The organism is Aquirufa esocilacus, from assembly GCF_042715595.1.
In the GTDB taxonomy this organism is placed as follows: domain Bacteria; phylum Bacteroidota; class Bacteroidia; order Cytophagales; family Spirosomataceae; genus Aquirufa; species Aquirufa esocilacus.
In genome coordinates this window covers 1-22,782 of record NZ_JBBKXX010000003.1, presented here as the reverse complement: position 1 = coordinate 22,782, position 22,782 = coordinate 1, and the positions used below count along the sequence as shown (strand labels likewise).

Below are 22,782 nucleotides of genomic sequence, written 5' to 3'. Positions count from 1 at the left end.
TTTATGTGTTATGAATAAGATTAAACAGTCTGCAATATCAATTGCTTCATAATCTCTAATCCATCCGTATTATTCAAATCTGGATCTGCCGCTCTTTCTGGATGTGGCATCATGCCAAATACATTTCTACCTTCATTACAGATACCCGCGATATTTAAAAGGCTACCATTAGGGTTGGATTCCTCGGTTACATCGCCGTTTTCATCACAATAGTAGAATAAGATTTGATCATTTGCTTTCAAGGTAGCTAACGTCTTTTCATCCGTAAAATAACGTCCCTCTGCGTGCGCGATAGGTATTTTGTAGGCTTTGTTCGTATCTAATTCTTGTGTTAATAAGGAATTATTCGTAGCCGCTTTTAAGAAGATATTCTTTGAAATGAATTTCTGAGAATTGTTTCTTAATAAAACACCCGGCAATAAATGCGCTTCAACCAATACTTGGAACCCATTGCAAATTCCCATTAAATATCCGCCATTTTTTGCATGCTCGATAACGTGCTCCATAATAGGGGAGAAACGTGCAATAGCACCAGAACGCAAGTAATCTCCATAAGAGAAACCACCTGGAACGATGATGAAATCGCAGTTTTGTAAGTCAGTCTCTTTGTGCCAAAGTTTTACGGCTTCAAAGCCTAAACTTTGGATGACTCCGACTGTATCGTCGTCACAATTGGATCCAGGGAATACTACTACGCCAAATTTCATATCTTCTTTGCTATTATATTGTGCAAAAATACGGTATTTGAATGAAAAATGCAGACCATCTGGGGCATTTATTTTAACCAAAATCCGAGTCTAAATCCTGCTTTTGTCTCAAATCCATTTTGCCCAATCCCCGCATTTATCGATAAGTCAAGATGGAAATGGCTAGTATAGTTACGTTGAATTCCCCAAACACCTCCGGCATATAGGTTCGTGGATTCTTCTCCTTTGGCAAAAATAAAAGATGGCTCTGCAAATAATCCTACGTAATTGCCAGAATAAGTTGTGGAGAGACGACCTTCGTCCCTCCGTTTTTCTAGATTATAATAGTGACGGTATTCGCCTCTCAAAAGAAATAGTTTATTCTGAAAGCCATTTTTGCTACCATAGCCGATGGAGTTACCGATGGAAAATTTTAGGGATTGGTTTGCCCTTAGGCTTTTTTCAACTCCTAGTGTAGGAGATAAAATGGATAAAGAATATACGGGTTTGATTTCTTGTGCGCTTGCTTGAAGTGCAACCAGTAGGAGAATCAGGCTGATTGTGAATTTCATAGGATTAGAATTAAATAGTTAAAGAATAGTAAAGGCCATTTCTTCCACGGCAAATAGCCGTTCCTACATTTGTTGCCCAATTTAGAGGAACATAATTATAGGTTTCATCAATGACCGTTTCGATTTTGTAATCATCATTTGTAGAAGCAGAATAGTGTTTTGTGAATGGGGTATAATACTCCAAGAAATTGATATCTCCCTCCATAGACATAGCGGCACTACTATTCCCCCAATAATAACTAAACCAAAAGCGCTGACGCCATTCGTGTTTTACCCTCACAGCAAGTTTGCGGTAGAAGCCTAAGTCTAGCAAATATACTTCCGCGGTAAACCGACAGGTACCTTGTCCGGGGTTTTCGTAGGTTACGGAATTGCTCTCAACTCTGTTCTGCATTTTTACGGCATTAGTGGGTTTAATCGCGTTTACAGCTTGGCTTTTGTAGGCCGTTGCTTGTGTCACTTTTTCAGGAAAGGCAAGAAAAGTAGCTTTGTTTAGTTCAAAGTCAACAATACGTATTTGAAAGACTTTGGTTGAACTAACTTGGTAAACGAGTTCACCTATTTGAATAAGCCCATCTTTCGATATCAATCTACTTAGGATTGTATCATCTACTAGCGGTTGGAGAGATTTCTCCTCCCCATCACCTACTAGTTTTAGTAGATGTTCAAAACCGGTTAAATCCCCAGTTTCGGCCATTTGTGATAAGGTTAGTGTATCTAATTTTCGTAACTCAGTGCTTTGAGATTCTAAGAATTGAATGTCACGCATAATCCCGGGATCGGAGGGATTCTTTTGGAATTTTTCGACATATGCTTGAAAAGCCACTTGGTCTTCGAAAGCTAGAAAGCCATTCGAGTTAAGTAAGGTATACGTCGTGCTCGCGGGAACAATGGACGCAGCTGGGTCTTTAGAACAAGAGCTGATGAAAAAAGTAAAGGCAAATAGGATTGCCACGACATAGGTCGTGTAGTGATTTTTCATTGTATTAGTGGTTAAATGTGAGTACTGGGATAAAGGTAGACTAATCTTTGAGAGTTCGGTCCCCGCGCATATAGATTACCAAGAAACTGATATTGGCTAAAAGAAAAAGGCCGCGACTCGTAGAGTCGCGGCCTTTCAAAACCGAATAGGAAATAAATCCTAGTATCTGTAGTGCTCTGGCTTGTATGGCCCTGCTTGAGGAACTCCAATATAGTCCGCCTGCTCTTTTTCTAACTTCTCTAACTTCGCACCAATATGCGCTAAGTGTAAGAACGCTACTTTCTCATCTAAGTGCTTAGGAAGAATATACACTTTGTTCTCATAGCTCGCTGAGTTAGCCCAAAGCTCTAATTGAGCTAACGTTTGGTTACAGAACGAGTTCGACATCACGAATGATGGGTGACCCATCGCGCAACCTAAGTTCACTAAGCGACCTTCTGCTAAAACGATTACGTTTTTGCCATCAATCGTGTACATATCTACTTGTGGTTTGATTTGATCTTTCGTAGAACCGTAGTTTTTGTTCAACCACTCCATATCGATTTCGTTATCGAAGTGACCGATGTTACAAACGATTGCTTTGTCTTTCATCGCTTTGAAGTGACGATCACGGATGATCTTCACGTTACCAGTCGCTGTTACAAAGATGTTTGCGCGTGTAGCTGCCTCGTCCATTGGAACTACTTCGTAGCCATCCATCGCTGCTTGTAAAGCACAAATTGGGTCGATCTCCGTTACTAACACACGGCAACCAGCACCACGTAATGAATCAGCAGAACCTTTTCCTACGTCACCGTAACCAGCTACTACCGCTACTTTACCAGCTAACATTAAGTCAGTTGCACGACGAATCGCATCTACTAATGACTCTTTGCAACCGTATTTGTTATCAAATTTAGACTTTGTTACCGAGTCATTCACGTTGATCGCTGGCAAGAATAACGTGCCATTCTTCATACGCTCATATAGACGGTGAACACCCGTCGTTGTTTCTTCAGATAAGCCTTTGATGCCTTCGATTAACTCTGGATATTCATCAAAAACCATATTAGTTAAATCACCACCATCATCTAAGATCATGTTTAATGGTTGACGATCTTCTCCAAAGAATAAAGTCTGCTCAATACACCAGTTGAATTCTTCTTCGTTCATACCTTTCCAAGCATAAACGGGGATTCCCGCTGCTGCGATAGCTGCTGCTGCGTGATCTTGTGTAGAGAAAATGTTACAAGATGACCAGGTAACGTCAGCTCCTAAAGCGGTTAAAGTTTCGATTAAAACCGCTGTTTGGATCGTCATGTGAAGACAACCAGCGATACGCGCACCTTTCAACGGTTGTGCTGCACCAAATTCGGTACGCAATGCCATCAAACCTGGCATTTCTGCTTCTGCTAATTGAATTTCTTTACGACCCCAGTCTGCTAAGGCAATGTCTTTTACTTTAAATGGTACATATGTACCCGATTGTGATGCCATTGTATAAATTTTTGAAAGATGATTTTCTTACTAAAGTGCAAATTTAATGCAATTATTTGGAGTTTTCTAGAAAAGCCAAAACACTTTCTAGTTGGATGCCTCTAGAACCTTTTATTAGCAGAAAACTATCCTGAATCGGATGATCTTGTAACCAAGTATGTAAGCCAAATTTATCAGGGAAATAATATGCTGTGGGTAAATGAATCAAGGCGTGTTGCATATGCTGCCCTACTAAAAGTACTTTTTCAAAGGATAACCCTGCAATAAGCTTACCCAAAGCAGCATGTTCCTCAAGGGAAGATTCTCCTAATTCAAACATATCTCCTAAAATCACAAGTTTGGGAGCTCCCTCCGTTTCAGCGAAATGAGAAATGGCGGCAGACATTGATGATGGATTCGCATTATAGGCATCCATCAAAACTTGGTTTGATCCTATTTTGATAAATTGGGATCGGTGATTATTGGGAACGTATGTGCTAATTCCTGTATTGCATTGATCGTCGCTCAGGTCAAAGAATTTACCTACAGCAATGGCAAGTTGAATATTCTCAAAATTATAAATGCCTGGCAAGTGGGAATCGATAATTTCACCTGAGGCTAGGGCATAAAGTACCATTGGTTTTGCCTCTACCAACGTAGTAGGCATCACCTCGTTCGTATAAATGGCATTTTCCATTCCTCTTTCGCTGAACATTTCTTGTACGGGTCCTGCTTGCTGAGGTAAAAAGGTGACGCCGCCGGAAGCCTTTAAAAAGTCAAAAAGTTCCCCTTTCCCTCTACGAACCCCTTCGATTCCCCCAAAGCCTTCTAAATGGGCTTTACCGATATTGGTGATCAAACCGTGGGTAGGTTGCGCAATGTCGACCAGTTCTTTGATGTCCCCTTGCTTGTTAGCACCCATTTCGATCACTGCAATTTCGTGCTCCTTTTTAATGGATAATATAGAAAGTGGAACTCCGATATGGTTGTTTAGGTTGCCGGTGGTAGCGAAGCAATGGTACTTTTGGGATAAAACAGAGAAGATTAATTCTTTCGTGGTGGTCTTTCCGTTCGAACCGGTTAAGCCCACAATGGGTATTGTTAAGGTTTGACGATAGGCGGTTGCCAAAGCTTGCAAGGCTAATAAGCCATCTTCTACCAATAAAGTCCGTTCCCCCGCTAAATAGTCCGCATCATCAATGATGGCATATTGAGCACCTTTTTCTAGTGCTTCCGTTGCCATAGCATTGGCATTGAAATTAGGCCCTTTTAAGGCGAAGAATAAATTTCCTGCTTGGATTTTTCGGGTATCGGTAGATACGCCAGTGGAGGATAAAAACTTTTCTAGAAGTGTTTGTGTATTGACAATCATTAGCCTGTTGTGACAATTGACTGCAAATATCTACAAAAATTTTGGAACCCCTAAGATAATCTGACGTAGACTGACGATGATAATGACGATTCCTACGAGAATCATCATGGATTTTACTGGCAATTTATTCGCTAAACGTGCTGCGATAGGAGCTGCGATGACACCGCCTAGAATTAACCCGATGATGACATGTAGATATCCAAGTCCGATGACAGCAAAAAAGGTTAGCGATGAAGCAAGTGAAACGAAGAACTCTGTCAAGTTCACACTTCCGATCGTATACTTCGGATGACGACCCGAGGCAATCAGGGTAGAGGATACAATCGGTCCCCAGCCGCCACCGCCTATGGAATCTAAATAACCACCAAAAAGCGCTAACCAGCCTACTCTTTTTAATTGACGTTTCTCTTGGCGTTTGATGAGTGCCTTACGAATGATAATAGCACCTAAGAATAAAGTATAGACGGAAACGATAGGTTTAATATATTCAGCATAATCTTCTAGACTTGACAAAACATAGGCGCCCAGAATAGCTCCGATAACACCAGGAATGACCAAGGTTTTAAATAATTTGGAATTCACATTTCCAAACTTCAAGTGCATATAGCCTGAAACACCAGAAGTGAACACCTCAGAGGCATGAACGCTAGCTGAGGCTGCGGCAGGGGTGATACCCACGGATAACAAGAATGTTGTTGCTGTCACGCCATAGGCCATTCCCAAAGCCCCATCGATCATTTGGGCAATAAATCCTCCTAAAACGTAATATAAGATGGATGAATCGACCGTATTAAACACAGCAATTACCTTTTCTGCCGTTAGGTAGGTGAACAAAAGATGTCCCACAATCATCAATGCCAGCGCATTACTGATGTGAATAATCACTTCAGTGATGCTACGATCACGCATCCAGATGGTTTGGATGGCATTAAAAATACTCGGAAAATTTCTCTTAGGAGGCATAGATTTTTTAATTCCCTACAAAGCTAATAGACTTTACTTAATCTACCAACAAAGTAGAGTAAATATTTTTTCATAAAAAAGCCGTAATTTGCATCTCCTTTTACAATAAAAACTTTTTATGCGTACAGAGTATCAGTTTAGAGAGATCGAGAAAGCTTGGCAATCGTTTTGGGAAGCCAATCAAACATTCCAGGCTCAGGTAAATCCAGCAAAGCCAAAATATTATGTCTTAGACATGTTCCCGTATCCATCGGGTGCAGGATTACACGTGGGTCATCCGCTGGGGTATATTGCCTCTGATATCATGGCGCGCTACAAGCGTTTACAGGGTTATGAGGTGTTGCACCCGATGGGTTTCGACTCTTTTGGCTTACCTGCTGAGCAATATGCAATCCAAACAGGGCAGCATCCTGCCATTACGACGGAACAGAATATCGCTCGTTACATCGAGCAATTGAAGAATATGGGATTCTCTTTCGATTGGTCGAGAGAGGTCAGAACATCTGATGCGTCTTATTACAAGTGGACTCAGTGGATTTTTATGCAATTATTTAATTCTTGGTATAACCAGGATTCGAATAAAGCAGAGTCAATTGAAACCTTGAAGACTATTTTAGGGGCCAAAGGTTCGATCGGATTAAAAGCCGTATGTGATGAAGAAGTCACACGAATTACTGCGGAGCAATGGAATGCGATGTCTGCGGACGAGCAATATGCGTATTTATTGAGCTTCCGTTTAGCTTATTTGGATGATTCAGTCGTAAACTGGTGTCCGCAATTAGGGACGGTTTTAGCAAATGATGAGGTCAAAGACGGCGTTTCAGAGCGTGGTGGTTACCCAGTGGAGCAGAAGAAAATGCGCCAATGGTCGATGCGCATCACAGCGTATGCAGATCGCTTATTGCGTGGTTTGGACGAGGTAGATTGGGCTGATTCTTTGAAAGAGCAGCAGCGCAATTGGATTGGAAAATCGATCGGAACGGATGTGGAATTTGCCATTGAAAACGTTTCAGATAAGAAGATAAAAGTATTCACTACGCGTGTGGACACCATTTATGGGGTTTCCTTTATGGTGTTAGCGCCGGAACATGAGTGGGTTTCAGAATTAACGACACCAGCTCAGAAAGAAGCGGTGGAGGAATATGTGAATTGGGCCAAAACCCGTTCGGAACTGGACCGCGTCTCCGAAGTAAAAACCGTTTCAGGAGTTTTTACAGGAACCTATGTGATCAACCCAGTGAACCAAGAACGCGTTCCTTTATTCCTAGCTGACTATGTGTTAGCTGGATATGGTACAGGAGCTGTGATGGGCGTTCCATCAGGTGATCAACGGGACTGGAACTTTGCGAAACATTTTGACTTGCCTATTCCATCCATTTTAGATGGCCAAAAAGACATCGAAAAACAAGCCGATCCTACGAAAGAGGGGAAATACATTAATTCCGGAATGATTAATGGAATGGGCTACAAGGAAGCGACAAATACCTTAATCGCTTGGTTAGAGGAAAATGGAATCGGAAAAGGAAAAGTTCAATATAGAATGCGTAATGCGGTATTTAGCCGTCAACGCTATTGGGGCGAACCTGTTCCGGTGTATTTCAAACCAACGGCCTCAGGCGATTTATTGCCTTATTTGATCGAGGAGTCTGAATTGCCCTTGGAACTACCTAAAATAGATAAATACCTGCCTACTGAGACGGGAGAACCTCCTTTAGGACGGGCGGCAGCTGATTGGAAATACAAAGGACAATACGATTACGAATGGTCTACGATGCCAGGATGGGCAGGCTCTTCATGGTATTGGTATCGCTATATGGATGCCACGAATTCAGGTGAATTCGCTTCGAAAGAAGCGATTAACTACTGGAAAGCGGTGGATTTGTACATCGGTGGATCGGAGCACGCGACGGGTCACTTGTTGTATTCTCGTTTTTGGAACAAATTCTTAAAAGATTTAGGCTATGTACCGGAAGAGGAATTTGCGAAGAAATTAATCAACCAAGGGATGATTCAAGGGCGTTCGAACTTTGTTTATCGCTTAAAGGATTCTGCCAAAGTCACTTTTGTCTCTCACGGCTTGAAAGATCAATATGATGTCGCGGCACTTCACGTGGACGTAAATATCGTAGAAAATGATGTGTTAGACCTAGAGGCCTTCAAAAAATCCAGAAATGACGTGCCTGCGGATGCGGAATTTATTTTAGAAGACGGCAAATATGTGTGCGGTTGGGAAGTGGAGAAGATGTCGAAATCGAAGTTTAACGTCGTTAATCCGGATGATTTAATTGCCAAATACGGCGCAGACACCCTTCGTGTCTACGAGATGTTCCTTGGACCTTTAGAGCAATTTAAGCCTTGGAATACGAACAGTATCTCGGGATCTCATAATTTCTTGCGTAAGGTTTGGCGCTTATTCTTTGATGACAATACGAACACCTCAAAAATAGTAGACGCGCCTGCTGCTCCGGAAGAATTGAAAGTATTGCACACCGCGATTCGCAAAGTGCAAGATGATTTAGATCGCTTCTCGTTCAATACGGTGGTATCGACCTTGATGATTTGCGTGAATGATTTGGGCGCTTTAAAATGCCATAAGAAATCAGTATTACGTGAATTAGTAATCTTGTTGTCTCCATACGCACCGCACATCGCAGAAGAATTGTGGGCCGCTTTAGGCGAGCAGGAGGGAAGTATATCGTATGCTTCATTCCCTGCATTTAACGCTGTTTTCTTAGAGGAAAATGATTTCAATTACCCGATTTCATTCAATGGTAAAGTGAAGTTAACGCTTGCTTTCCCAGTGACGGCAACGCCAGCGGAAATTGAGGCTGCTGTTTTAGCGAATGAGCAAGTAACAAAGCATTTAGAAGGCAAGACCCCATCGAAAGTGATTGTCGTACCGAAACGGATTGTGAATATCGTCTTAGGTAAATAAAAAAAAGGCTCCTCAATCTGAGGAGCCTTTTTTTAGGTTGATTATTCTCTTGGAGGTCCACCTTGACGCGTTTGGCTTTGCATCGTTTTGTATTTCTCTAACTGTTCTGGAGTTAAGATGGCTTTGAATTGCTCTGCTTGCGCATCGTTTGCTTTCTTCATTTCAGCCATCATCTCTTCTCTTTCCATACCTTGCTCACGTAATTCCATCATCTTTTTCATACGAGCTGCAACTAAGGGTTCCACTTTGGCAACTTGATCTTTCGATAAACTTAACTCAGTCGTCATGCGATCTACTTGACGTTGAACCATCGCTTGAGGATCCATCCCTTGTGCGTGGATTTGGGTACTAAATGCCATCATTGCTACAACAAAGGCAAAAATTGTGCTGATCTTTTTCATGTTATTTTGGAAAAATAGTTTCCCAAATATATTGATATACTTGGGTTGATGGTATCTGTTTGTCGATATTTTGCGACGAAATGAAAACAGGATAATAGGCCTCATCGCAGAAAGGACTTCCGTGAGAGCCTTTTACTAGGCTAGCATCGAGCGGAATTACGTCCATTCTGTAACGGAAACCTAAGAGCTTACGCGCTAATTTATACGCCGCTCTGAGCTTTATAAAAGGGTTTTTAGGATCCATGAACATTTCCACTGGGTCGTAACCTGGTTTTTTGAAGATGTCCACACAGCGCGCGAAGTCTGGCGCTTTCGCATCATCTAACCAATAATAATAGGTAAACCACTTGTCAGAATCTGCGACCAAAACCAGATCTCCACATCGCTCGTGTGCGATCTGGTAGTCTTCGAGTTCTTTTCCACTGAGGATTTTGGAGATGCCTGGTACCTTTTCGAAAAGGGCTCTTATTTCGGATGGATTCTTACAATAAATATGGGCAATCTGGTGATCTGAAACGGCGAATGCTTCACTAGCCCCTGGATCCAATAATTCCAAACCTTGCTCTTCTCGAATGGCGATTTTACCCGCCTCGCGCAAAACACGATTTAAATGAATCGGCGTATGGACATCATTGATACCATATTCGGATAATAAGATGATCTCGGTATTTTTGGCCTCGAAATGAGTAATTAACTGCTCTAAAACTCCATCTATTTCTTTTAATTCTTTTGCAATGGCCGGTAAATCTACCCCGAACTTCTGAAGACAATAGTCTAAATGCGGAAGGTAGATCAGGTTCAGCGTAGGGTCGTATTTTTCATCTACATAGATGGATGCGTCTGCAATCCATTGGGTGGACTTGATATTTGCATTCGGCCCCCAAAAATTGAACAAAGGGAATGTGCCCAGTTTGGCCTGTAATTCATCTCTTAGTGTGGCAGGATACGAATAGCAATCCGGCGCCTTCACCCCATCAGAATGATATTGTGGACGGGGAGTAACCGAATAATCCGCAGAGGAATACATATTATACCACCAGAACATTTTCGCGCAGGTGAAATTCGGATCTTTCTTCTTCGCTGCCTCCCAGATTTTTTCAGCCCCGACTAAAGGATTCGACTGTTTCCAAAACTTCACTTCTGAGTCCGTCTTGTCATACCAACCATTCCCCACGATACCGTGCTCTGATGGGTTTTTGCCCGTCAAATACACCGATTGTGAGGTAGTTGTTACCGCCGGAAAAGGAGGCTGGATTTTTTGAATCTGCTTCTTTTGGATATAGGCATATAAAAAGGGGGTGTACTCAGCGGAAATGACACTTTCGCTGAGCCCCACTACATCGATAACGGCAGTCTTTTTCATCATCCTAATAGGTCTGTGATGGTTTTTATTTCGCGGCTAATGGATTCAGCCATCGGTACTTGGAATGCAGGAGGTAATACGCCCCAGGTATAAGTTTCGATTTCCAAATGATTCGTAAACGGACTAGCCTTTTGGATGGCGAGCGTTTCTCGGATTTCTTTTTGTGTGGACCCTAATAAACCATAGGTTTCTAAAAAGAGAGGCACATGGAAATGCACCCGCCATTCGTCGTATGTATTGGGTGTATAGGCCGCAAAGGCCTCGTCTAAATCTTTGAATTCTTGGTAGGAACCGTCTTTATGCAAGGCTTTCACCTGGTGTAAATAAACGGGTTCTTGGTATTTCTGTAATTCTACGATCTTTTCCGCTTCTTGCGTTCTTAAATCGATTCGGAGAGCTGAACTGATTTGAATCTTTCCGACAGGGATATTTTTGGCTTTCAACTCCTGAATACTCGCCTCTGGCGCATCAAAACTCACTCCATAATGGCAGATATCAAAGCACAATTGGATGTGTTTTCTAATTAAATCTGGATTTCCTGCTGGCAATAATACCTGCTCATACCAAGCCACAAAATCACCGTGATTACTTAATAAGCCATCCGGCTCCGGTTCGATATCGATATGGATGATTTTACCGGTGTTTTTCTGAATCTCAGCTAATGCATCCACTACTTCCAATAGATGTTGCGTCGATGCGCGCATCGCTTGCTGGCGCTCTTCTGCTGTATTCCACCAGAATTTGTAAGACAGGGGAGAGGTAGAAATCCCTCCCTCATTTTCTATTAAAAGTGCAGCTAAAATATGCGCTAATCGAATCGTATAATCTCGTCTATCCGTCGTAGTCCAATCGGGTGCGTGCACCTGATCTTTAACGATGGTGTTATGGAAACCTCCATAAGGGAATCCATTGAGTGTAAAGACATACAGTTTTTGCTCAGAAAGCCACGTTTGTAAGGCCATTAATTCTGCAGGATTTTGTAAATCAATACTCGCTTGATTCGCAAAACGTATACCTAAACCCATCGGGTGGTCGGGTGAAACTTGTGCCTTGACTGCAGGAACGTGCTGCTTTAATTGTGCAAAATGTTCCGACCAGATCTCTCCGGTATGAATATTACTGCAATAACTCAGGTGTCCGTAAGGCGTTTTCATATTAGGCGATTTGTTCCAGGTAATCGACTGATTTTTTGATGAGATCGAAATCCATCTCGTGCACTTCCACGCCTTTGCCTACTTGTTCCAGCAAGGTGATAGTTAATTGCCCGCCTAAATGTTCTCTGAACTCATTTAAGCCGTTCGTTAAATTGATTTTGTCGTTTTCTGCCAAAGCAGGATGAAAAATAGTAAAACCCAGTTTTTTTAACAAGTGGATGATGCGATCTACGTCCTCTTTTGTCAAATGTCCAATCAAGTGCGAATAGACGCTATCTAGGGCAATTCCAATGGCCACCGCTTCTCCGTGACGGATCTTGAAATCGCTTAAGTATTCTAATTTATGTGCCGCCCAATGGCCAAAATCCAAGGGTCTAGCGGAGCCAAGCTCAAAAGGATCTCCGCTGGCGATGTGTTGCATGTGTAGCGAAGCGCAGCGGTAAATCTGCTCAATCATCACGGACTTGTCGCGCTGGTTCATCGCATCCGCAGTTGATTCTAACCAGGTAAAAAAGCTAATATCTTTAATGAGGGAAACTTTAACTGCTTCAGCAATACCCGAACGCCAATCGCGTTCCCCTAAACTCTCTAGGAACGAATAATCGTTAAATACGGCTACAGGTGGCGCGAACGTACCCAGAAAATTCTTCTTGCCTAGGTAATTGACGCTGTTTTTAACACCTACACCCGAATCGTTTTGGGATAATACAGTCGTCGGTATCCGGATGAATTTCACGCCTCTATGGGAAATGGCAGCGGCATAGCCGGCCATATCTAAGAAAGCGCCACCACCGATACAAGCTACAAACGAGTGGCGATCGATTCCATGCTCATCTAACGCGCGAATCACTTCCTCGTAAAAGCGTGGGTCGTTTTTACACACTTCTCCACCTGGAAGAACCAGAATTTCTGGGGCTAAGTCAGCTGGAGAATGCGCTTGAAAATAACTGACAATCTCAGCGGTTAATTGAGTTTGAATATCCGTTATCCCTTTATCGAGTACAAAAAGAATCTTTTTGCGAAAGCTAGGGTTGCCAAAGTTTTGGACAAAATCAGCAAAAACGCGATTTTCTGGCGCAAATAAACGCTCCGTGAAGAATACCTCGTAAGAATAGGGTACCTGAAAATGTTGTTTTAAAGATTGCATAGGTTTACGTAACGGCGAATTTTTTAGCTAAACCCAAAGATACGGGTAATAAGGCTAAAACAAAGAGGGCGACCATCCATTGTCCACTCGAGGCTACCCACGCTGCATTCATCAATATAAGCGTCAATACCCCTGTTTTTACTGTTAATCCGATGTTTTTGCCCATCGGATTCTTAATAGCAACGCTTAGTTTTCTGAAAATCAGGATAAAGTGGGCCAAGACAAATACCAAGGCAAATTCCACTTTCTCCGCGAAAAATAGCTGCGAAGCGTGTACTATCAGAAACAAAAAGCCAGCAAAATAGAGTGTAATCGACTTGCCCCCGTGAACTTCTCCTCTACTAACTAACGTAATGGCTGCAATGTATATCAATGGGATAGCAATCACTGGGAAGTGTTTTAAAGCATCTAATTCATACACGCTCATCCCTAAAAGTAAATTGAATGCTCTGCACAAACCCATATTGATAGGGCCAAAAATGCGCATATGCTTTCCTTTCCAATCATAAAAAAGTGCTAAGGCGGTAATGAAAATGGCTACAAATCCACTCAGTCTACTTTGCCAAAAGGCCAAAAATATGCCCAGCGCTAATAACAAAATGCCACCGACAATTGCTTCTGAACGTTTAATCCGGCCACTCGGCAAGGCTCTTTCAGGCCTTTCTGTGCGATCTAATTCATGGTCAAATACATCATTAAACACCACGCCACCTGCGTATAAACACATACTAGATAAACCTAAGAATAGGGCAGGGTAGAACTGGTAGTCTAAACGACCAAAAAAAAAGCCCACTATGGCTAAACCTGCCATAATATCAGACAGTGCCGTGACTACATTCGCAGGCCGAGTAAGCTCAGCAAAAGCTCTAATTTTAGACATTAGCGAATGAAGATTGAGTTTTTATCTACGCGAGGAGCTTGTCCGCCACGCAACACCGTATTGCCATTAAACTTCAAAGATTGATCGATTTCTAATCCGTCAATGAAGTCTTTCTCATTGATTTGACCGCTTTGCGCGAAAGAATCGAGGGCATTTTGGTAAGTCACTTTTTGGATATCCGCATCAGAAATTCCTTTGATTTTCATCAAGGCCGCCGTTTTAGGAATCGCCAAAGGATCAGAAATCCCCCAATCCGCTGCAGAATTCACCATAATACGTTCCGATCCATATTGTTTCACGATCTCCACCATTCGCTCATTCCCCATTTTGGTGAATGGATAAATAGTGAAAGCCGCATAAAATCCTTGGTCTAAAACGGACTTCACTGTCTCTTCATTATTGTGGTCAATCACGACCATATGAGGTGCTAAACCGTGCTCTAAGGCGATTGCCATACTGCGTTCGGTTCCCTTTTTCTTATCTCGGTGAGGTGTGTGCACTTGTACAGGCAAGCCCATCTCTTTCGCAAGCTCTAATTGAGCTCTGTAGTATTTTTCCTCTGCGGCCGTTTGGTCGTCAAAACCAATTTCACCCACCCCCACAACGCCTTCTTTCTGCAAAAATAAAGGCAAAATCTCCATCACCTCTTCCGCAAGAGCCTCATTGTTTGCCTCTCTTGAGTTTAATCCAATCGTGCAATAATGCTTTATGCCAAACTGAGACGATCTAAAACGCTCCCAACCCACTAAACTCGCGAAATAATCCTTGAACGAAGCTAATCCCGTGCGCGGTTGTCCTAGCCAAAATGCCGGCTCAATAATGGCCACCACACCTGCATCAGCCAGTGCCTGGTAATCATCTGTGGTACGGGAAGTCATATGTACGTGTGGGTCGAAAAACTTCATCCCTTGTGTGTAGGCTGCAAAACCACCTTCTACTTCTTGGGCAGTTTGTTTTTCCTCGGTGGATCCTTCGAAATGGGAGGGATTTAATTTAAGTTCGTTGGGGTTTTGGCACATATTAATAGGCTGTTTCTTCTTTTTCTAAGGCCTTCCAGGCTTCTAGAGGGCTATTTTGTAGGACTAATTCGGCGGCTTTTTGATCGTTCGGATCTGAGCTTTCTGCTAATCTTATTAAATCTTGTTCTTTTGTATCTGTCTGGAAGTTTCGGATTAATCGCCAAACTTGCGACGGCACTCGTCTTCCAGCCGACCATCGTTCGTGTGCAAAATCAGCTAAGGTATTCGCTAACGCTTGATTCGCACGTTCATCCAGTCCTTCGATTAAATGGATAGGCTTATCGTTGAAAATGCATTTTAAGACTAATTGGTTCCAGGCTAATTCGCTGAAATATTGCATAGGGTATGGATTGCCAAAAGCAATCGCATCAAATACCGGCCCCATATTAGATCTAACCGCATCGGTAGCCCGGTGTAACCAAATTTCTGGCGTAGGTAAAACGGGCAATGCTCGATAAAGTGCGACTAATTCGTTCATCTCCGCTGTATCAAATAAGGTCTCAATTCTGGATTTACCATCTTCTTTTTCAGCTAGCTGAATTAATAAGTAAACCCGAACGAGCTGATCAAGCGTGCTATTTTGCCAATTCCAACCGGGGATATTGCCTACTCGTGTTTTAGCTACTTGGCGTGGTACCATCACAAAGGCTAAAGACAAACCTTTCGAATCAGTTTTTATTTTATCTGCTATCCACGCTAGTTCAGTTGGACTGGCCAATGACTGAATAGATTGATATAGAAGTTCGGCGGTATTCAATTTCAAAATAGGTTTAATTCATCACTATGAACGAATTTACTAAAAAAAAGTCAATTCGCTCCTGATTTTTGACAGGATATTCAATAGGTTAAGCCCCTAATTTCCGTTAATTTTGTTGTATGGAAGAAAGACCGATAACTGACTGGCTGCCCCTCACGAAAAAAGAGGTAGAAAAACGTGGCTGGGATGAACTGGACGTGATTTTAATCTCTGGTGATGCCTATGTGGATCACCCGGCATTTGGTACGGCTGTCATCGGTCGAATCATGGAAAGTGAAGGTTTAAAAGTGGGTATCGTCGCGCAGCCAAACTGGAAAGATGATTTACGTGATTTCAAGAAATTAGGCAAACCCAAATATTTCTTTGGCGTAACCGCAGGATGTATGGATTCCATGGTGAATCACTACACGGCTAACAAGCGCTTACGTTCGAACGATTCCTATACACCTGGTGGTGAAGCTGGTTTTAGGCCTGATTATGCAACCACGGTTTACACTAAGATTTTAAAGGAAATTTACCCTGATGTACCCGTATTAATCGGAGGTATCGAAGCTTCTTTGCGTCGAGTAACGCATTATGATTACTGGGCGGATAAATTATTTCCCTCTATTTTAGTCGATTCTGGAGCCGATATGTTGGTTTATGGAATGGGAGAGCAGCCTTTGCGCGAGATTATGCGTGGGGTGAAAGAAGGTAAGAAATTGGGCGATTTGACCCACATCAATCAAGTAGCATTCTTGCAAAAAGCAGCTCCTGCTTGTGATTGGGAAACAGTTGAGTTAGCCAGTCACGAAGTTTGTTTAGAGGATAAAATTAAATACGCTGCTAACTTTAAGATTGTTGAAGTTGAATCAAATAAGTGGCAAGCTAACCGAATCATTCAGAAAGTAGGAGAGGACGTTTTAGTCATTAATCCTCCTTTTAAAACGATGGAGGAGGTCGAAATGGATAAATCATTTGATTTGCCTTACACGCGTTTACCGCATCCAAAATACCGAAAGCGTGGACCTATTCCTGCTTTCGAGATGATTAAATTCTCTGTCAACATGCACCGCGGATGTTTTGGAGGATGTAGTTTTTGTACGATTTCTGCTCACCAAGGCAAGTTTATTGCGTCTCGAAGTGAGAAATCGATTATGAAAGAAGTCGAGCAAATCACGAAAGCACCTGATTTTAAAGGCTATATTTCCGACTTAGGAGGTCCGTCTGCGAACATGTACAGAATGAAAGGGAAAGATGAGGAGATTTGTGCACGTTGTGTCAGCCCTTCTTGTATCCACCCGGTCATTTGCAATAACTTAGATACTTCGCATAAACCTTTGACGGATATTTACCGCAAGGTGGATAAGCATCCTGCCATTAAAAAGGCCTTTGTTGGATCTGGGGTTCGCTATGATCTTTTGGTGGATGATTTCAATAAGAATAATTCAGATGGTAATCACGACGAATACATGGAGCAATTGATTACGCGCCACGTATCTGGTCGTTTGAAAGTAGCCCCGGAGCATACCTCAGATGCGACTTTACGAATTATGCGTAAGCCGTCGTTCAAGTATTTTCACGCTTTCAAGAAGAAGTATGATGAGATTTCTGCCAAATTTGGCCTAAAACAACCTCTCATTCCCTATTTCATCTCTTCTCACCCAGGTTGTGAAGAAGAAGACATGGCAAATCTTGCTGCAGAGACGAAGGATTTAGGTTTCCACTTAGAACAAGTTCAGGATTTCACGCCTACTCCAATGACAGTGGCGGAAGTGATTTATTATTCAGGTGTTCATCCGTATACTTTGCAGCCCGTTAAAACGGCCAAAACCAGGGAGGAAAAGCAGAATCAAAACAAGTACTTTTTCTGGTACAAGCCAGAATACAAAGATTGGATTCGGAATCGTTTGACACAATTAAAACGACCTGATCTGGCACAGCGCCTTTTAGGATTTAGAAACAATAAAAATGGTTGGAATAAATAATCCAGCTTTTCATTAATTAACCAAAAAACAAGAATACAATGGATGAGAATGAAGAATTAATCGTTCGCGATAGCAATGGTGCTGTTTTGAAAGATGGCGATTCGGTTACTGTAATTAAAGATTTAAAAGTACGTGGATCTTCAAGCGTAATTAAACGCGGCACGATGGTAAAAAACATTCGTTTAACTGACGATGCAGATGAAGTAGAAGGCAAAGTAGAGAAATCGATGATGGTTTTGAGAACAGAGTTTTTGAAGAAAGCATAATACAGTCGGCAGTGGTCAGTGGACAGTTGTCAGTGGACACTGGTGCAAGCTTGTGTTTCTGAAATTAAAATATAATTAATGATGATGAAATATCGCAGTGCTTTGATTTTACCAATTGCGCTAGCAAGCGGATTATTGTTCACTAATTGTGAATCAAAAAATGAACCGATTGTTAGATCATCTCCAAAGCCTTTAACTGCTGCAGAGAGTAAAGCTGCCTTGAAAAAATGGGAGGCAACCCCGGATGGTGTTCATTTTAAAAATTGGGAGGCATCTCCAGCAGGCAAAAAAGTGCAAGCCGGAGCTGTGAAAATTAATAGGTTTATTCGTAGCAATGCAACTATGGAGGGTGTCATAACCTCCCTTTCTCTTCCTGTCGGTTCTAGATTGGGTTTTGGAGTAATGGTTAATATTAATGGTGAAGAATATATCCTTTCAATGGGCTCCGTTTCAAAATCCGAAATTGAACAATTGAAAAGTCTGAGGGTGAACGATAAAATTGTTATCAAAAGCCGCGGTGTTTCGAAAGCCCCTAAATATGCCTTTGCCATCGTTTCAGGCGACTATCTTGAAAGAGATAATAAAGTGATTTATAAGCGCATACCTAACAAAGGAGGATGCTAGGTAGATTTTAGATAGGAGAGTAGAGATAATAGATGTTTTATCTCTACTCTTTTTTACTCTTCCTCGATTTCCGGTTCCTCATCCTGAACCAATCCCTGATTCAGCTTTTTTGTTGATTTAAGGCCCAATTTATGTAGGTTTTGGGCTCTATTAATTAGGTTTCCTTTTCCAGTACTAAGTTTGTTCAAGGCTTTGGTATGTACATCTTCTGCTTTTTTGATGTACTTCCCTACTTCTTCTATATCCTCCGTAAATCCAACAAATTTATCGTATAAATCACCTGCCTGACGGGCGATTTCATTCGCATTTCTTGTTTGATATTCCGTTTTCCAAACAGATCCTATGGTACGTAATGTGGCTAATAGGGTAGAGGGAGATACCAACACGATTTTTCGATCCCAGGCATAATTGAATAAGTTCGTATCTTGACTGATTGTGGCTACGAAACCTGATTCAATTGGAATAAAAAGTAAAGTGAAATCTGGACTAGTCAAATCTAACGCCGTGTGGTAATCCTTTGCAGATAGCTCTTTTATATGCGTTTTGAGTGATTCTATATGTGCTTTTAAGGCCAAATCCTTTTCCACTGTTCCATCCTCTGCACTTGTGTAGCGCTCATAAGCAACTAATGATACTTTACTATCTATGATAAGGTTTTTATTATCAGGTAGGAAAATAACCGCATCGGGTTTGATGGTTTCATTGATCTTATTTTTAGTGACAAATTGAGTCTCATATTCCATTCCTTTTTTTAGGCCTGAGCTTTCTAATACGCGTTCCAAAATCATTTCTCCCCAGTTACCTTGGGACTTATTAGATCCTTTAAGGGCATTCGTCAAATCTTCTGTTTTCTGTGTTACGGTTTGATTTAAACTCGTGAGATTCTTTATCTGCTCCATGAGCACGGTACTTTGTTCTAAGCTATTTTTTTGGCCTTGATTAACCTTTTCCTCAAACTCACGTAATTTCTCTTTGAGAGGGTTCAAAACGTCGTTTAATTTAACTTGTTGTTGATCGCTTAGCATCTTTCCTTGTCTCAGAACGGATTCGTTACTGATATCCACTAGTATTTTGCGTAGTTTATCCTCATCTGACTTCTGATTCTCCACCGTCATCTTTAAGGTTTCATTCTGACCCTCCATTTGAGATAATTTTCCAAATAGCGTCCGATTTTCTGCTTCCATTAAAGCTACTTTCGTTTGTTCTTGACTTGCCTGAGCTAATTGACTTTGTAATAAGGCTAATTTACCTTGAAATAGGAGATAGGTAGCTCCTGCGCCGGCTAAAATGGCTAGAATGATGTAAAGAATTGTCATGCCCTAAATTAAAGTATATTCAATGAAGTGCAAAGAGCATTGATGATAAAAGAGTGACAGTTTTAATCAGTGGGCAGTGGGCAGTCGCTAGTCTGGACCTTATCTCTACTCTTTGCTCTCTACTCTATTCCTTATTTCCTTCGGACTCATTCCCTTCGGACTCATTTTAGGGCATAAAAAAAGACCCACACTTACGTGCAGGTCTATTATAATAACTTGGAGCTTACTTACTTTCCCGGGTTTGATCCCAGTATCATCAGCGGTGCGGGGCTTAACTTCTCTGTTCGAGATGGGAAGAGGTGAACACCCGTCCTATCGGCTCCATACTTTTTGCAAGGTTTTAGCCTTTAGCCATATTGTGAGATAAAATAAACAGCAGTGTGTAAATTAATAAAAGGTAAGCTTTCGGGTAATTAGTACTACTCGACTTTGACATTACTGTCTTTACATCTGTAGCCTATCGACCGTGTCGTCTACACGGACCCTTCATGGAATACTCATCTTCAGGTCAGTTTCGCACTTAGATGCTTTCAGCGCTTATCTGGTCCCGACGTGGCTACTCAGCTATGCCCTTGGCAGAACAACTGATATACCAGCGGTCAGTCCAACTCGGTCCTCTCGTACTAAAGTCAGAACCTGTCAATATTCCTACGCCCACAACAGATAGGGACCGAACTGTCTCACGACGTTCTGAACCCAGCTCGCGTGCCACTTTAATCGGCGAACAGCCGAACCCTTGGGACCTTCTCCAGCCCCAGGATGTGACGAGCCGACATCGAGGTGCCAAACCTCCCCGTCGATGTGAGCTCTTGGGGGAGATCAGCCTGTTATCCCCAGAGTACCTTTTATCCTTTGAGCGATGGCTGTTCCATACTAAACCACCGGATCACTATATCCTACTTTCGTACCTGATCGACTTGTCGGTCTCACAGTCAAGCTCCCTTTTGCTATTGCACTCTACGCACGGTTACCAAGCGTGCTGAGGGAACCTTTGAAAGCCTCCGTTACTCTTTTGGAGGCGACCACCCCAGTCAAACTACCCACCAAGCAATGTCTCCCCTTTGGGGATTAGAATTCCAGTACAAGAAGGGTGGTATTTCAACGTTGGCTCCCCGATGCCTAGCGACACCGGCTCACAGCCTCCCACCTATCCTACACATCCAGTACCAAAACTCAATGCTAAGCTATAGTAAAGGTTCATGGGGTCTTTCCGTCCCGTTGCGGGTAAACGGCATCTTCACCGTTACTACAATTTCACCGAGCTCACGGCTGAGACAGTGCCCAGATCGTTACACCATTCGTGCAGGTCGGAACTTACCCGACAAGGAATTTCGCTACCTTAGGACCGTTATAGTTACGGCCGCCGTTTACTGGGGCTTCAGTTCAATGCTTCGTGTTGCCACTAACATCCCCCCTTAACCTTCCAGCACCGGGCAGGTGTCAGGCCTTATACGTCATCTTTCGATTTAGCAAAGCCATGTGTTTTTGTTAAACAGTCGCCTGGGCCATTTCTCTGCGGCCACGATTGCTCGTGGCTCCCTTTATCCCGAAGTTACAGGGTTAATTTGCCGAGTTCCTTAGCCGTGATTCACTCGAGCGCCTTAGAATATTCTTCTCGACCACCTGTGTCGGTTTACGGTACGGGTTACTTATAAGTTATACACGCCTAGACTTTTCTTGGAAGTTTACTCACTACACTCGTTTTGGCATTGCTGCCGCCTCTCAAAGACACTATTCCGTCAGTATCTGGTAACCTGTAATCTCCGTCATCTATTTGCCCTATAAGTAAGTACAGGAATATTAACCTGTTGTGCATTAGGTTGTCGCCTTCGCTAGACCCTTAGCCCCCGACTAACCCTCAGTTGATTAGCATAGCTGAGGAAACCTTAGTCTTTCGGCGTGAGGGTTTCTCGCCCTCATTATCGTTACTCATGCCTACATTTGCTTTTCTGAACGCTCCAGCAAAGCTCGTCGCTTCACCTTCACCGCAGATCAGAATGCTCCCCTACCAGTATATAAATATAATCCAAAGCTTCGGTACTTTACTTGATGCCCGTTTATTATCGATGCCCGCCTCGCTCGACCAGTGAGCTGTTACGCACTCTTTAAATGAATAGCTGCTTCCAAGCTAACATCCTGGCTGTCACTGCAATCAGACTTCCTTAGTTCAACTTAGTAAAGATTTTGGGACCTTAGCTGTTGGTCTGGGTTCTTTCCCTCTCGGATTGGGACCTTAGCACCCCAACCCTCACTCCCGGGTATATTTTAAGCCATTCAGAGTTCGTCAGGATTTGGTAGGATTTGACTCCCCCTAGTCCTATCGGTAGCTTTACCTGCTTAAAACTTAACCCCGAGGCTGTTCCTAAAAACATTTCGGGGAGTACGAGCTATTTCTCAGTTTGATTGGCCTTTCACCCCTACCCACAAGTCATCCAAATACTTTTCAACGTAAACTGGTTCGGTCCTCCACTCCGTGTTATCGGAGCTTCAACCTGCTCATGGGTAGATCACAAAGTTTCGCGTCTACTCCCACTGACTAAGCGCCCTATTCAGACTCGCTTTCGCTCCGGCTGCTCACGTCAACGTGATTAACCTCGCCAGTGAAAGTAACTCGTAGGCTCATTATGCAAAAGGCACGCCGTCACCCCACGAAAGGGCTCCGACCGCTTGTAAGCGTATGGTTTCAGGGTCTTTTCACCCCCTTACTCAGGGTACTTTTCACCTTTCCTTCACAGTACTCGTTCACTATCGGTCTCTTGGTAGTATTTAGCCTTACCGGATGGTGCCGGCAGATTCAAAGGGGATTTCTCCAGTCCCCCCCTACTCAGGATACCACTACAATTACATAAACTTACCAATACAGGGCTCTCACCTTCTATGGCCTGCTTTCCCAAACAGTTCTCGTTGATTTATATAATCGATG

General features: G+C 42.6%; 18 protein-coding genes and 2 rRNA genes. 4 read left to right on the top strand and 16 right to left on the bottom strand.

Annotated features, from left to right (window positions below; translation table 11 throughout):
• Window positions 1–20: 20 nt before the first annotated feature.
• From purQ to SKC37_RS08585, 6 genes are all read right to left on the bottom strand, one after another.
• Complete coding sequence (gene purQ / locus SKC37_RS08610; protein ID WP_377981093.1) at window positions 21–707, bottom strand: phosphoribosylformylglycinamidine synthase I; 687 nt, start codon at window positions 705–707, stop codon at window positions 21–23.
• Between the two features lie 68 nt (window positions 708–775).
• Window positions 776–1,258, bottom strand: coding sequence for a hypothetical protein (locus SKC37_RS08605; protein ID WP_377981092.1), 483 nt, complete (start codon window positions 1,256–1,258; stop codon window positions 776–778).
• Between the two features lie 10 nt (window positions 1,259–1,268).
• Window positions 1,269–2,240, bottom strand: coding sequence for a hypothetical protein (locus SKC37_RS08600; protein WP_377981091.1), 972 nt, complete (start codon window positions 2,238–2,240; stop codon window positions 1,269–1,271).
• 159 nt (window positions 2,241–2,399) lie between these two features.
• A complete protein-coding gene (ahcY, locus tag SKC37_RS08595) occupies window positions 2,400–3,716 on the bottom strand; it encodes an adenosylhomocysteinase (RefSeq protein ID WP_377981090.1) in 1,317 nt (438 codons plus the stop codon).
• A 52-nt stretch (window positions 3,717–3,768) separates the two neighbouring features.
• Complete coding sequence (locus tag SKC37_RS08590; protein ID WP_377981089.1) at window positions 3,769–5,067, bottom strand: UDP-N-acetylmuramoyl-tripeptide--D-alanyl-D-alanine ligase; 1,299 nt, start codon at window positions 5,065–5,067, stop codon at window positions 3,769–3,771.
• Between the two features lie 30 nt (window positions 5,068–5,097).
• Window positions 5,098–6,030, bottom strand: coding sequence for a sulfite exporter TauE/SafE family protein (locus SKC37_RS08585; protein WP_377981088.1), 933 nt, complete (start codon window positions 6,028–6,030; stop codon window positions 5,098–5,100).
• A 118-nt stretch (window positions 6,031–6,148) separates the two neighbouring features.
• On the opposite strand from SKC37_RS08585, the gene leuS reads away from it, so the two are divergent.
• On the top strand, window positions 6,149–8,965 hold the full coding sequence (gene leuS / locus SKC37_RS08580) for a leucine--tRNA ligase (RefSeq protein ID WP_377981087.1): 2,817 nt from the start codon (window positions 6,149–6,151) through the stop codon (window positions 8,963–8,965).
• Window positions 8,966–9,006: 41 nt separating this feature from the next.
• Here the strand turns inward: leuS and SKC37_RS08575 are convergent, their stop codons facing one another.
• The 7 genes from SKC37_RS08575 to SKC37_RS08545 are packed head-to-tail and all read right to left on the bottom strand — an operon-like array spanning window position 9,007 to window position 15,692.
• Window positions 9,007–9,366 (bottom strand): hypothetical protein, encoded by a 360-nt coding sequence (locus SKC37_RS08575; RefSeq protein WP_377981086.1) that lies wholly within the window; start codon window positions 9,364–9,366, stop codon window positions 9,007–9,009.
• A gap of 1 nt (window position 9,367) precedes the next feature.
• Window positions 9,368–10,729, bottom strand: a complete 1,362-nt coding sequence (locus SKC37_RS08570) for an alkaline phosphatase family protein (protein WP_377981618.1) — start codon at window positions 10,727–10,729, stop codon at window positions 9,368–9,370.
• A complete protein-coding gene (eboE, locus tag SKC37_RS08565) occupies window positions 10,729–11,883 on the bottom strand; it encodes a metabolite traffic protein EboE (protein ID WP_377981085.1) in 1,155 nt (384 codons plus the stop codon). Before eboE ends, SKC37_RS08570 begins: the two co-directional genes overlap by 1 nt.
• 1 nt (window position 11,884) lies before the next feature.
• Window positions 11,885–13,030 carry a 3-dehydroquinate synthase gene (locus SKC37_RS08560; RefSeq protein WP_377981084.1) on the bottom strand — a complete coding sequence of 382 codons (1,146 nt, stop codon included), beginning with the start codon at window positions 13,028–13,030 and terminating at the stop codon, window positions 11,885–11,887.
• A gap of 4 nt (window positions 13,031–13,034) precedes the next feature.
• Complete coding sequence (gene eboC / locus SKC37_RS08555) at window positions 13,035–13,910, bottom strand: UbiA-like protein EboC (protein ID WP_377981083.1); 876 nt, start codon at window positions 13,908–13,910, stop codon at window positions 13,035–13,037.
• A complete protein-coding gene (locus tag SKC37_RS08550) occupies window positions 13,910–14,929 on the bottom strand; it encodes a TatD family hydrolase (protein WP_377981082.1) in 1,020 nt (339 codons plus the stop codon). The genes eboC and SKC37_RS08550 overlap by 1 nt, the downstream gene beginning before the upstream one ends.
• A gap of 1 nt (window position 14,930) precedes the next feature.
• A complete protein-coding gene (locus tag SKC37_RS08545) occupies window positions 14,931–15,692 on the bottom strand; it encodes an EboA domain-containing protein (protein WP_377981081.1) in 762 nt (253 codons plus the stop codon).
• Window positions 15,693–15,805: 113 nt separating this feature from the next.
• Between SKC37_RS08545 and SKC37_RS08540 the strand changes: the two genes are divergently transcribed.
• The 3 genes from SKC37_RS08540 to SKC37_RS08530 all read left to right on the top strand — a co-directional run bounded on the left by SKC37_RS08540 (window position 15,806) and on the right by SKC37_RS08530 (window position 18,543).
• Window positions 15,806–17,653, top strand: a complete 1,848-nt coding sequence (locus SKC37_RS08540) for a YgiQ family radical SAM protein (protein WP_377981080.1) — start codon at window positions 15,806–15,808, stop codon at window positions 17,651–17,653.
• A 38-nt stretch (window positions 17,654–17,691) separates the two neighbouring features.
• The gene (locus SKC37_RS08535; protein WP_130895301.1) at window positions 17,692–17,919 is read left to right on the top strand and encodes a zinc ribbon domain-containing protein YjdM; all 228 of its coding nucleotides are present in this window, start codon (window positions 17,692–17,694) and stop codon (window positions 17,917–17,919) included.
• An 84-nt stretch (window positions 17,920–18,003) separates the two neighbouring features.
• Window positions 18,004–18,543: a hypothetical protein gene (locus SKC37_RS08530; RefSeq protein WP_377981079.1), complete on the top strand. Its 540-nt coding sequence runs from the start codon at window positions 18,004–18,006 to the stop codon at window positions 18,541–18,543.
• 53 nt (window positions 18,544–18,596) lie between these two features.
• On the opposite strand, the gene SKC37_RS08525 is transcribed toward SKC37_RS08530, so the two are convergent.
• The 3 genes from SKC37_RS08525 to SKC37_RS08515 form a co-directional block, all read right to left on the bottom strand.
• Window positions 18,597–19,859 carry a DNA recombination protein RmuC gene (locus SKC37_RS08525; RefSeq protein WP_377981078.1) on the bottom strand — a complete coding sequence of 421 codons (1,263 nt, stop codon included), beginning with the start codon at window positions 19,857–19,859 and terminating at the stop codon, window positions 18,597–18,599.
• Between the two features lie 214 nt (window positions 19,860–20,073).
• Window positions 20,074–20,185: ribosomal RNA gene (rrf, locus tag SKC37_RS08520) — 5S ribosomal RNA — on the bottom strand.
• Between the two features lie 67 nt (window positions 20,186–20,252).
• A 23S ribosomal RNA gene (locus tag SKC37_RS08515) occupies window positions 20,253–22,782 on the bottom strand; the annotation flags it as partial.

What these genes read in the sequence shown, in the direction of transcription:
- purQ (WP_377981093.1), bottom strand. Translation starts at nt 707, where the DNA reads ATGAAATTTGGCGTAGTAGTATTCCCTGGATCCAATTGTGACGACGAT.
- SKC37_RS08605 (WP_377981092.1), bottom strand. Translation starts at nt 1,258, where the DNA reads ATGAAATTCACAATCAGCCTGATTCTCCTACTGGTTGCACTTCAAGCA.
- SKC37_RS08600 (WP_377981091.1), bottom strand. Translation starts at nt 2,240, where the DNA reads ATGAAAAATCACTACACGACCTATGTCGTGGCAATCCTATTTGCCTTT.
- ahcY (WP_377981090.1), bottom strand. Translation starts at nt 3,716, where the DNA reads ATGGCATCACAATCGGGTACATATGTACCATTTAAAGTAAAAGACATT.
- SKC37_RS08590 (WP_377981089.1), bottom strand. Translation starts at nt 5,067, where the DNA reads ATGATTGTCAATACACAAACACTTCTAGAAAAGTTTTTATCCTCCACT.
- SKC37_RS08585 (WP_377981088.1), bottom strand. Translation starts at nt 6,030, where the DNA reads ATGCCTCCTAAGAGAAATTTTCCGAGTATTTTTAATGCCATCCAAACC.
- leuS (WP_377981087.1), top strand. Translation starts at nt 6,149, where the DNA reads ATGCGTACAGAGTATCAGTTTAGAGAGATCGAGAAAGCTTGGCAATCG.
- SKC37_RS08575 (WP_377981086.1), bottom strand. Translation starts at nt 9,366, where the DNA reads ATGAAAAAGATCAGCACAATTTTTGCCTTTGTTGTAGCAATGATGGCA.
- SKC37_RS08570 (WP_377981618.1), bottom strand. Translation starts at nt 10,729, where the DNA reads ATGAAAAAGACTGCCGTTATCGATGTAGTGGGGCTCAGCGAAAGTGTC.
- eboE (WP_377981085.1), bottom strand. Translation starts at nt 11,883, where the DNA reads ATGAAAACGCCTTACGGACACCTGAGTTATTGCAGTAATATTCATACC.
- SKC37_RS08560 (WP_377981084.1), bottom strand. Translation starts at nt 13,030, where the DNA reads ATGCAATCTTTAAAACAACATTTTCAGGTACCCTATTCTTACGAGGTA.
- eboC (WP_377981083.1), bottom strand. Translation starts at nt 13,910, where the DNA reads ATGTCTAAAATTAGAGCTTTTGCTGAGCTTACTCGGCCTGCGAATGTA.
- SKC37_RS08550 (WP_377981082.1), bottom strand. Translation starts at nt 14,929, where the DNA reads ATGTGCCAAAACCCCAACGAACTTAAATTAAATCCCTCCCATTTCGAA.
- SKC37_RS08540 (WP_377981080.1), top strand. Translation starts at nt 15,806, where the DNA reads ATGGAAGAAAGACCGATAACTGACTGGCTGCCCCTCACGAAAAAAGAG.
- SKC37_RS08535 (WP_130895301.1), top strand. Translation starts at nt 17,692, where the DNA reads ATGGATGAGAATGAAGAATTAATCGTTCGCGATAGCAATGGTGCTGTT.
- SKC37_RS08530 (WP_377981079.1), top strand. Translation starts at nt 18,004, where the DNA reads ATGAAATATCGCAGTGCTTTGATTTTACCAATTGCGCTAGCAAGCGGA.
- SKC37_RS08525 (WP_377981078.1), bottom strand. Translation starts at nt 19,859, where the DNA reads ATGACAATTCTTTACATCATTCTAGCCATTTTAGCCGGCGCAGGAGCT.